Here is a 10299-nt window from a genome sequence, read left to right as displayed (position 1 = left end):
GGTTTTGGGGGTCAGCCAGCTTGCGGTGGGAGACTGGTCGGTGTTGATCTGCCAGTCTCTGGAGACCTGGTCCACCGCGATCGGGTAGATGGTCAGCGTTCCGTCGGGGTCGATGCGCAGCCGCAGGAACGACTTGGAGTCCTCGATGCCCTGACCGGCGAAGAGTTCGTTGACGTTCACCCCGAACGCGCCCGCCACCAGCAGGTACGCCGCCACCAACTGGCTCGCCACCAGCCCGATCACCGGGCCGTAGAGCACCGCCGCGGCGGCTGCGGGCAGCGGCCACGGCCAGTGGTAGAACGGCAGCGCCAGCCAGACCCAGGTGCCGCCGGCGGCCAACGCCACATGAGCCACGCCGTGCCCCACGCCGAGGATCCAGTGCCGCGCGTGCCGTTTGCCGCTCGCGCTGGGCGGCTTGGCGAACAGGGCCGCCGCCACCACCGTCACGAGCACCATCATCACCAGCGGAACGCTGAACAGTCGCTGGTCGGTGCTGTCGGCCCAGTTCGCCGTCGCACCGGCCATGGCCAGCATCAGCAGGGTGTGCAGGGTGCCGAGCAGTGTCGCGAAGCCGGGGTTGCGGAACGGCAGCCGGCCGAAGATGCCCCAGCCGTAGCGGCGGGAACGGGCCGCGTCCGGGTAGCGGGCCACCAGGTCGTACGGCTCGGTGCGGCTGGCCCGCCGGGTCGGGGTGTCCCGTGGCGGCACCTCGATGCGCTCGGGCAGCTTGTGGGTGGGGTAGAGGTACGCCCCGCCGCCACCGCAGGTGATCAACTGCCGGTCCGTGCCGGCGTAGCGGGCGTAGTGGTGCAGGTCGCCCGAGAGCAGCAGCCGGACCTGCGCCCCCGTCGGGTCGATGATCGTACGGACGAAGTAGTCGATCGAGTCGTACGCCGTCGGGTTGTCCGCCGCCTTGACCCACGTCGGCGCCGGTGCCGCGATGATCACCTTGGACTCGGGGCCGAGCCGGCGGGCGACCTCGTCGAAGTAGGCCAGCTGCGGGTCGTCCAGGTATGAGCCGGACTGGTCGTCCACACCGAGCAGCCACCAGCCCGCCGGCAACTCCACCGCGAAGTACGACCGTGACTGCCCGGTACGCCACCCGGCGAAGTTGCGGTCCCGGGAGCGGACGAACAGCCGCAGGAAGGCGGTCAGACCGTCGTACCAGTCGTGGTTGCCGGGCACTGCGAACAGCGTGGGACGTTCCGGCGGCATCGCCGGCAGCGCGGCCTGGTACGGGCCCTTGCACCGGTCCTCGTAGGAGGCGTAGGCCGCCGACGGGTACACCTGGTCGCCGCCCATGACCAGCGTCTGTGCCCGGGGCAGCCGGTGCCCGTCCACGGTCAGTTCCGGCTGCGCCAGCAGGTACGCCACCGAGTAGGTGGCGTTGAAGCCGTCGCCCAGATCGGCGACGTAGTCGAGCCAGACCCCGCCGTCCGGCCCGACCTGGCGGAAGATGTCGTCGCCGAACGCGTTCTGCAACTCCCGCTTGTCCAGGTACGCCCCGAAGAGCATCGCCAGCAGCGTACGGATGCCGGTGCTGATCAGCAGGAACGGTGCCAGCCACGGCACCGGCTTGCGCGGCGTGAAGCCCAACTCCAGCGGGTCGGTGCTGCGTGGCCGTCGAGCGGCCCGCTCACTGTCGGGGTGGTCGCTTTCGTCGCTCACCCGGCGCAGCGTAGTCCCGGACCCGATCATCCGCTGTCCGGTAAGCGTCCAGATGGCGGCCGATGTCCGGATGGTCGTGCCGGCCGGGGTGGGGGTATCCCGTTCGGTCGGTGCGCGGGTGGTGCCGTACACTTGCTGATCGTTGCCGCCTTAGCTCAGTCGGCTAGAGCGACGCACTCGTAATGCGTAGGTCGACGGTTCGATTCCGTCAGGCGGCTCGTGTAATGCCCTGACCAGCAGAAATGCAGGTCAGGGCATTATTTTCATCCATGAGGATTTGAGTCACCCCCCGAAAATGGCCCCTGGTGCCGGCTGGACGGAGTCAGATCGGGCCGTCGTGCGGGCGTGGCCGGCCAGCGGTGGCGATGCACCGCGGAGAAGGCGTGAGGTGCGGACACAGTTCGGGTAGGGCCGTTGGTCACGTCGTTCAGTCGGACCAGAAGTTCCCCAACCGGGCGCAGACTGTGGTCCCGGTTTCTCGGGTGGGGTGATGCCTGCGTCGGTGGCGCCTGGTCGCTCGGTAGTGTGGGGTCCCCGATGACCGACCTGCCGGAGGTTCCTTGTGGGGCGGCTGGTGCTGACGGCTGATGAGGCGGCGGTGTGTGAGGCCGTCGGGGTCAGATCGTTTGTGCAAGCTCGTTCACTGGTCGCGAGCGGCGCTCTGGTCGAGGTGAGCTGGGACCCGCGTTCCGGCCGTGGACGGGCCGCCGTGCAAGGCGAGAGATCTGGTTGGGTGACGGTGTCGGTCGTCGTCGGCACCGACGGTGCTCTCAAGAGCGTCAGTGGCACGTGCACGTGCTCGGCAGCTCCGGTGTGTGCGCATCCGGCTGCCTTGGCGTTGATCGCCTGCACCTCCGAGGCGTCCAAGCCGCAGCCGCCGTCGTCGTCATGGGAGTTGGCGTTGACTGACCTGGTCAGCGTCGACAGTCCGGCCGATGTGCCCGGTTCTGCGGAACTGGCGTTGCAGTTCGAGCTCGAGGACGGTGACGGCCGCGGGAAGTGGCGGATCGGGCTCCGGCCGGTCGTGCCGGGCAAGAGGGGCTGGATCCGGAGCGGTGTCTCGTGGGGCACCCTCGGCTTCGGGTACGTTCCTGATTCACCACACACGCAGCATCACGTGGATCTCTTGACGGAGTTGCTCGCGCTGACGGACGACGAGGGGGGTGCCCCGTACGCTTACCGCTACTACGGCTCGGGTCAGCGCGTCGTCTATCTGGATGAGTTCCGTAGCCGGCGAGTATGGGACGTTCTGGCCGAGGCGCGGGAGGCGGGTCTGCCCCTGCTGCAGAGCGGCCGGGCCGCGTCACCGGTTCAGATGTGGGCACGGCCGGTGCGATTCTCGGTGCGGGCCGATCGAGTCGCTGCGGGCCTGCGGCTACGTTCGGCGCTGACCGACGGCACGGAGACGATCGATCCCGAGAAGCTGATCGTGGTCGGGCAGCCGGCGCACGGCGTCGCCTGGTGGGGTACGACGGGGCCAGGTTCCTCGACTGATCCGGGTACTTTGCGGCTCGCGCCCCTGGCGAGACCGTTGAGCGCGCGGGTCACGGAGGCACTGGCTGCTCCAGCGATCGTCGTCCCGGCCGTCGAAGAGCCCCGTTTCCTGCGGCAGTACTATCCGGGGCTCGTCCGTCAGGTCGATGTAGTGCCGGTCGACGAGACGGTGGGTCTGCCTGAGCTCGGGAAGGCGACGCTGACGCTGTCGGTGCGGCCGCTACCGGAACATCGTATGTCGTTGTCCTGGGATTGGGTCACCGTCGTCGGTTCGGGAAACCAGGTAGAGCCACTGCACGCCGGTGTGCACCACGATCCTGACCGGGCCGCGACGCTGCGAGGCATCACCGCTCTGGTGGCGGACCCGGCGTACGGGCTGACCGAGCCGTACCCAGCCGGACGGCGGCTGCTGGAGCATGCTGTCGTTGCCGACGACGCGATGCTGCGGCTCGTACGCGACGTGCTTCCCCGACTCGGCGCGCTGGACGGCGTCGAAGTGGTCGTCAAGACGGATGACGACGTCCCGGAGTATGTCGAGACGCAGGAAGCCCCGGTCGTTTCGTTTGCGAGCGCGACCGAAACCAGCGCCGGCACGCAGGACTGGTTCGACCTGTCCGTCCGGGTCACCGTCGATGCTGAGGAGGTCGGCTTCGAAAGGCTGTTCCTCGCGCTCGCCGCCGAACAGGAGTTCATGATCCTGCCCAGCGGTCGCTATTTCCGGCTTGAGCAGCCAGAATTCCGGCAGCTGCGCGACCTGATAACGGAGTCCCGTGAGTTGGAGGACGCCCCGCCCGGTGTGGTGCGGGTCGGACGCTTTCAGGCGGGGCTGTGGCAGGAGCTGTCCGAGTTGGGCCTGGTCACCGGTCAGGCGGCGGTCTGGCAGGAGTCCGTGCGCGCGCTCAGCGACGCGAAGGCTGGTCCCGCCGACCCGCCACCGGTGGGGCTGGACGCTACCCTCCGGCCGTACCAGCTGGAAGGCTTCCGATGGCTCGCCACCCTGTACCGGCATGATCTCGGCGGGGTGTTGGCCGACGACATGGGGCTGGGTAAGACGTTGCAGGCGTTGGCTCTGATCTGCCGCGCCATCGAACAAGCTCCTGCCGGGGCACCGTTCCTGGTGGCCGCCCCCGCCAGTGTCGTCAGCAACTGGGCTCACGAGGCGGCGCGCTTCGCCCCGCATCTCAGCGTCACCCCCATCGTCCAGACCGGTGCGCGTCGGGCCCGAACGCTGGAACAAGCGGTCACCGGATCGCACATCGTGGTCACGTCGTACACCCTGTTCCGGCTTGAGTACGACGATTACGCCGCGTTGCCGTGGACCGGTCTGATTCTGGACGAGGCGCAGTTCGTCAAGAACCCTCAGTCGCAGACGTACCGGTGCGCAAAGCAGTTGCCCGCCGCCTTCAAGCTCGCGATCACCGGTACGCCGATGGAGAACAACCTGGCTGAGCTCTGGGCACTGCTCTCCATCACCGCACCCGGCCTGCTGCCCCGGCTCGACCGTTTCACCGACTACTACCGCCGGCCGATCGAGAAGGACCACGACGAGGAGCGGCTCGCGCAACTACGTCGCCGGATCCGCCCGCTCATGCTGCGCCGCCGCAAGGCTGAGGTGGTCACGGAGTTGCCGGCCAAGCAGGAACAGATCATCGAACTGGATCTGAACCCCAAGCATCGCCGGATGTACCAGACCTATCTGCAGCGGGAACGGCAGAAAGTCCTCGGCCTGCTCGGCGACATGCAGAAGAACCGCTTCGAAATCTTCCGCTCGCTGACCCTGCTGCGCCAGGCCAGCCTCGACCTGACCCTGATCGACCCGAAACACCAGGCCATCGCGTCGACGAAACTCGACGCGCTCTGCGACCAGGTCACCAATCTCGCCGCCGAGGGGCACCGGGTTCTCATCTTCAGCCAGTTCACCCGTTTCTTGACCACCGCCCGGCAACGCCTTGAGGAGGCCGGCGTCGCCTGCTGCTATCTCGACGGCAAGACACGGCGGCGGGCGGAGGCCATCGCCGACTTCAAGAACGGAACGGCACCGGCTTTTCTGGTAAGCCTCAAGTCGGGCGGCTTCGGGCTGAACCTGACCGAGGCGGACTACTGCATCCTGCTAGACCCGTGGTGGAACCCGGCGACCGAAGCCCAAGCGGTCGACCGTGTTCACCGCATCGGTCAAACCCGCAAGGTCATGGTGTACCGCCTGGTTGCCAAAGACACCATTGAGGAGAAGGTCATGGCGCTACAAGCCAGGAAGGCCGAGTTGTTCAGCAGCGTCCTCGACGGCGGTCAGTTCGCCTCCGCCGAACTGACCGCCGCTGACATCCGCAGCCTGCTCGACTGACTCGTGCCCATGGCTGTCTCGTCTCGCAGGGCTCCGAATATCCAGCGGTGGTCATCCCGATCACGACCAGCGCCTGGATGATGCTGCAGCGCAATCTGCTCTACACCGGCATACCTCACCGATCTCCGGGCGCGGCAGGGGCCTGCCGACCGATCTTTACCGAAGCCCTCGACGTCGTGGACTGGAGAACGATGCCAGCGACGGATCTCAACCGACAAGATCAGAGAGCTGCGGACTCGTCTGTCGCCCTCATCCCGTGCAGGTCGTAGCTCAATTCGCCGGCCTCCAGGCGCGCCCGCAGTCCGGTCTCCTTCTCTATTCGGGCCTTGGTCGCCGCAGCCACCTCGGCGAGGCTGTTCCTGTCGACGACCACTGCGCCGTCGGCGTCGAGCAACACGATGTCGCCGGGTGCGATGGCGGCGCCACCCACCATCACCACGACGTCGAGCGAGCCCCGCTCCTGTTTGGTCGCGCCCCGTACGCGGTGCCAGCGGGCCCAGATTGGCAGGCCAAGTGCGCGCAACTCATCCACGTCCCGGACCGCCGCGTCGACCAGCACACCAACGGCACCAGCCACCTTGGCCTGCGTTGCCAGCAACTCGCCGATCAGCGCGGTCGGTACGGGATCGGGCATGCTGAGGACCAGCACCTCGCCTGGCCTGAGCACCGTCATGGCTTCGTGTACGGCTCGATTGTCGCCCTGTCCGCATTGGACGGTCCGGGCCGGGCCGGCGACACGGGCGCCCGGCACGATCTGCGTCAGCTCCACGTCGATCAGACCGCGCCGCCCTGACGCCTCGTACACGGTGGCAACGCCACCGGCGATCAATGCGGCAAGGGCGTCAGGGTCGATCTCGGTGCGATGGGGAGTGGCGCTCACAGCGCACCGACCACATTCGGGATCAGCCGCTGGAATGCTTCGGCCTGCCGGATCGCGGTGTTGCCGCTGACCCGACGAGCGTGGTTGCCGCGCTGCTCGGCCCGCTGGGTGTAGTACTCACGGAGGTAGCCCTGGGCGCCCATCGCGGCCATCGCGTCCTGCTTGGCTGGCATCACCTCCGTGATGTCGACGAAGACGGTGGGTGTGAAACCACACAGCTCGGGCTGGTGTGGTTCGAAGACCAGGAACTCCGAGGGTGGTGCGGTTTTGAAGCCGCTGGCGACACCGGCGCCGGAGGTGAGCTGCCGGGCGGTCGCCACCGCGGCGTGCGCGGCCGGGTGGTCCGGATTGAACGGGTCCCGGTCTGGGTGAGTAAGGATCACGTGGGGGGCGTAGTCGCGCATCAGCTCGGCCAGCCGATCGATGTCCTCATCCCGGATACGTAGTGGGTAGTCGCCCAGATCGAACGCCTCGAGTTTGGCCCCCACGGCGGCTGCGGCCCGCTCCGCCTCTGCGTGCCGAATCCGTTTGACGTTCTCGATCGTTTGGTTCGGGTCCTTCCAAAGCTCGCCGGACTCGCCCCGTTCGCCGTACGAAAGGGCCAGCACGAGGGCCTCCCCGCCGGCGGCGGTGTGGGTGGCGACCGCGCCGGCTGCCCGCCAGACGAAGTCCGCGCTGTGCGCCCCGACCACCAGCAGCCTGCGCCTACTCATGCCGGTACCTCCGTCTTCGCCGCCGCGACCTGCCGGGAGTTGACCACTGCCATCGTGTGGATCTCCTGCTCGCTGAAGCCGGCGTCCAGCAGGCGGTCGGCGAAGAGCGCGAGACCGTCTTCGACTGGCGGGTTGAATGGTTGTCCCAGGTCGCTGGAGAGGATCGAGTGTTCGGCGCCAACCTGCCGGATGTTGGCGAACAGGTCGTCCCAGGCGACCTTTCCGGTGTGCGGCGTGGTGAAGCACCGTTCCAGCAGGGCGCCGGCCTCGGCCAGTTCCCTCTGTCGATGTACTGGCAGGCGCTGGGAGGTGAACTCGGGGTGGGTGACGACGATGCGGCGTACGCCTTCCTCCTTCGCGGCCCGGACCACGGCGAGGATCTCGTCGCCGTTCAGGTGCCCGGTGGCGAGCACCAGGTCGTGACGGGCCATGACCCGCAGCACTTGCCGCACATGGTCGAGTACCAGGCCTTCCTCGTCGATGACCTCGACGACGGCCGGCACAATGCCCTGGGCGTGCAGGTCGGCCTGGAGCGCTCCCCACATAGCTGGTTTGGCACCGGGTGGATCGGTGGCGTTGCTGCGGCGTTGGTTGCCCGAGTCGACGGTGGGCATCCAGACGATCCGCGCGCCCTGGCGGCCCGCGATCTCGACTGCGGCCGGGTTCATGCCGCCGACCGATCCGTTCAGCGTGACCGCGCCGAGCACGTCCACGTCGGGGACCACCTTGCGCACTACTGCCGCGCGCTCAGCGGTCGGCACGTAATGGGACTTCAGTACGAAGCCGGCGAGGCCGACCTCGGCGAACCGTCGTGCCAGGTCGAGGTCGTCGATCCGCCGTTCCATCACGTCGGGAGCGACGTGTACGTGGGTGTCGTACGCCCCGGTGACCAGGGCGCGGGCACGCGGGGACGGGACGGGGTGGTCTGACATGCTGCTCCTTGGGAGGGCTGGTGGGGTGACGCTCGACTCAAGCCGCGTGGGTGGAGTCGACGGGAGAGAACCGACGCCGGATCGCCGTCGCGGTCTTGTCCAAGGCGGATACGACGCTCGTAAGATGCTGGCGCATGGCGATTTCTGCGGCGTCGGGATCGCGATCGGCGATGGCCTCGACGATCGCGGTGTGCTCGGCGAGCGACTTGGGTGGTCGGCCGGCGACCAGAATCGTGCGGAACTGGAACCGGACGAGTTGCGCACGCAGGCCGGCGATGAGTTGCGCCGCGGTCCCGTGCCGGGCGGCCGCGATGATCGCCGCGTGCAGCTTGGCATTGCCCTCCGAATAGCCGAGCAGGTCATCCTGCTTGAGCTTCAGAGTCATCTGGTCGAGCTGCCGCCGGATCGCGGCGATTTCCTGGTCAGTCGCGTTCAATGCCGCCTGCCGTGCGGTCAGCGCCTCCAGGGCGGCACGCACCTGGAGGATCTCGACTGCCTCGGCCTCGGTGAACATCCGTACGTGTGCCCCGCGGTTGGGGGTGCGAACGACCAGACCATCCTGGGTCAGTCGGATCAGCGCGGTGCGCACCACCCCGCGGGTGACCTGAAGCCTGTCGGCCAACGTGGCCTCGACCAGCCGTTCGTTGGGCCCGAGCTCGCCATTGTGGATCGCCTGGCGCAGGTGCTCGTAGGCCTCCTCGGCGGAGATGCCTGCCGGACGTCGTGGCGAAGTACCCATGGCTGCGGTCACCGATCTCCCGTGTCGCCGGGCACGGCTTGCCGAGCCCGAACCGATTAGGCGGCACCAGGTGTGGTGCCGCCGCCCGCAGTGGACCGCCTGGCATCGTGGTGGCCCTGCCGCATCCCCGCTGCCGGAGACCGCCCTGCAAACTGTGCGCCAAATCTTGCACAATCTTGTAGACAGGATCGTTGCTCGCGATCCGGATGTCAACAGGCCATTGAGCTGCCGGAAGAGCAATGTGGCCGGCTGTTGGAGCTCAGATCGGTCGTATCTCGGCGGTGACAGGTGCGGCGTGAATCCTCTACAGTCCACGATCGATGATCAGTGGTTGCCTCTACCCGCCTTGCTCGGGCGCTCCCCGCGCCCGCCTCTCAACCCCCTGGAAGATGGAGAAATGATGATTGCGCGCTCCCGAGTGCTGGCAGCTGCGGTCCTTGCTGCGGCCCTCGTGGCCGTGGGCGGCTGCAGTGGTTCAGACGCCGACCCCAAGGATTCGAAGAAGGTCGATAAAGTCGCGTACGTCACGGCCTTCGGTGCTGTCGGTCGGGACGCCTTCGCCTGGGTAGCGAAGGAGAAGGGCTATTTTGATGAGGTCGGCATTGAGGTGGAGATAAAGGAGGGTTCGGGTAATGTGCCGAACCTCACCGCCCTCAAGTCTGGTCAGGTTCAGTTCGGCGCACTCGACTTCACCGGCGCGGTGATCCAGGCGGGCAAGGGCGAGTTCACCGACTGGCGGGCAATCGCGGCTGTTCACCAGCAGACACTGGTCGCCGTGATGACCACGAAGGACACCGGCATCAGTGCGCCGAGGGACCTCGCAGGCAAGACGATGGCCACCGGTGCCGGCTCGGTCACGGAACTGCTCTTTCCCGCCTACGCCAGGATGGCCGGGCTCGACCCCAACTCGGTCAAGATCCAGGGCGCGCAGACCACCGCGCTGAACGGGCTGATGGCCAGTCGCAAGGTAGACGCGCTCGGCACCTTCCTGCTCAGCCGTGGCGCACTGGCGACGACCGCGAAGAAGGAGGTCGTGGTGTTGCCGTACAGCGACTACCTCGGGGACCTCTTCGGCAACGCCATCATCACCACCCCGACCCTGATCCAGCAGAACCCGGACCTGGTGCGCCGCTTCACCGCGGCGATCCTCAAGGGGCTGCAGTACAGCGTCAAGAACCCGCAGGAAGCAGCGACGATCCTGAACAAGGTCAAGCCGACCTACCCGGTAGCGGCGGGCGTGGGTGAGATCGAGGCGATGGCCGCGTACGTGTCACCGGCCGGCGGAGCTCCGATCGGATCCATGGACGAGGTGCGGGTAACTCGGTCCATCGCCATCCTGCAGGGCGCCGGTGTGATCCCGAACGGCCTGACCCCGGCGAAGATCGTCGACAACAGCTTCATCCCCAAGGGCTGACCAAAAGCGTCACCTCGCGGACCTAACGTGAGGGGATGGTTGCCGCAGGTGGGCGCCATCCCCTCACGACCACCGGGCACACCATTCAGCGCCTCGCCGCCGAACCCCTGCCACACGA

Annotated in this window: 7 protein-coding genes, 1 tRNA gene and 1 pseudogene; 4 read left to right on the top strand and 5 right to left on the bottom strand. The window is 67.5% G+C overall.

The window, feature by feature from the left end; genetic code table 11:
* On the bottom strand, window positions 1-1698 hold a 1698-nt coding region (locus tag F8271_RS09515), incomplete at its 3' end, for a metallophosphoesterase (RefSeq protein WP_151489331.1).
* A 114-nt stretch (window positions 1699-1812) separates the two neighbouring features.
* On the opposite strand from F8271_RS09515, the gene F8271_RS09510 reads away from it, so the two are divergent.
* The 3 genes and pseudogenes from F8271_RS09510 to F8271_RS34125 form a co-directional block, all read left to right on the top strand.
* Window positions 1813-1886: transfer RNA gene (locus F8271_RS09510), tRNA-Thr, on the top strand.
* A 344-nt stretch (window positions 1887-2230) separates the two neighbouring features.
* Complete coding sequence (locus F8271_RS09505) at window positions 2231-5503, top strand: DEAD/DEAH box helicase (RefSeq protein WP_151489324.1); 3273 nt, start codon at window positions 2231-2233, stop codon at window positions 5501-5503.
* 23 nt (window positions 5504-5526) lie between these two features.
* Window positions 5527-5616, top strand: a pseudogene (locus F8271_RS34125) (ATP-binding domain-containing protein); the annotation flags it as partial.
* A 107-nt stretch (window positions 5617-5723) separates the two neighbouring features.
* On the opposite strand, the gene F8271_RS09495 reads toward F8271_RS34125, so the two are convergent.
* Genes F8271_RS09495 through F8271_RS09480 form a run of 4 tightly spaced genes read right to left on the bottom strand, consistent with a single transcriptional unit; the run spans window position 5724 to window position 8779 of the window.
* Window positions 5724-6383 carry an RraA family protein gene (locus F8271_RS09495; RefSeq protein WP_225854319.1) on the bottom strand — a complete coding sequence of 220 codons (660 nt, stop codon included), beginning with the start codon at window positions 6381-6383 and terminating at the stop codon, window positions 5724-5726.
* Window positions 6380-7096: a PIG-L deacetylase family protein gene (locus F8271_RS09490; RefSeq protein ID WP_151489323.1), complete on the bottom strand. Its 717-nt coding sequence runs from the start codon at window positions 7094-7096 to the stop codon at window positions 6380-6382. Before F8271_RS09490 ends, F8271_RS09495 begins: the two co-directional genes overlap by 4 nt.
* Window positions 7093-8028, bottom strand: coding sequence for a DUF6282 family protein (locus F8271_RS09485; RefSeq protein ID WP_151489322.1), 936 nt, complete (start codon window positions 8026-8028; stop codon window positions 7093-7095). The genes F8271_RS09490 and F8271_RS09485 overlap by 4 nt, the downstream gene beginning before the upstream one ends.
* A 37-nt stretch (window positions 8029-8065) precedes the next feature.
* Window positions 8066-8779 (bottom strand): GntR family transcriptional regulator, encoded by a 714-nt coding sequence (locus F8271_RS09480; protein ID WP_225854317.1) that lies wholly within the window; start codon window positions 8777-8779, stop codon window positions 8066-8068.
* A gap of 385 nt (window positions 8780-9164) precedes the next feature.
* Between F8271_RS09480 and F8271_RS09475 the strand changes: the two genes are divergently transcribed.
* A complete protein-coding gene (locus tag F8271_RS09475; protein ID WP_225854315.1) occupies window positions 9165-10181 on the top strand; it encodes an ABC transporter substrate-binding protein in 1017 nt (338 codons plus the stop codon).
* The last annotated feature ends 118 nt before the right edge of the window (window positions 10182-10299 follow it).

It is taken from the genome of Micromonospora sp. ALFpr18c, assembly GCF_008868155.1.
Taxonomy (GTDB): domain Bacteria; phylum Actinomycetota; class Actinomycetes; order Mycobacteriales; family Micromonosporaceae; genus Micromonospora.
This window is presented reverse-complemented; position numbering and strand designations above follow the sequence as displayed.

What these genes read in the sequence shown, in the direction of transcription:
- F8271_RS09490 (WP_151489323.1), bottom strand. Translation starts at nt 7,096, where the DNA reads ATGAGTAGGCGCAGGCTGCTGGTGGTCGGGGCGCACAGCGCGGACTTC.
- F8271_RS09485 (WP_151489322.1), bottom strand. Translation starts at nt 8,028, where the DNA reads ATGTCAGACCACCCCGTCCCGTCCCCGCGTGCCCGCGCCCTGGTCACC.
- F8271_RS09475 (WP_225854315.1), top strand. Translation starts at nt 9,165, where the DNA reads ATGATGATTGCGCGCTCCCGAGTGCTGGCAGCTGCGGTCCTTGCTGCG.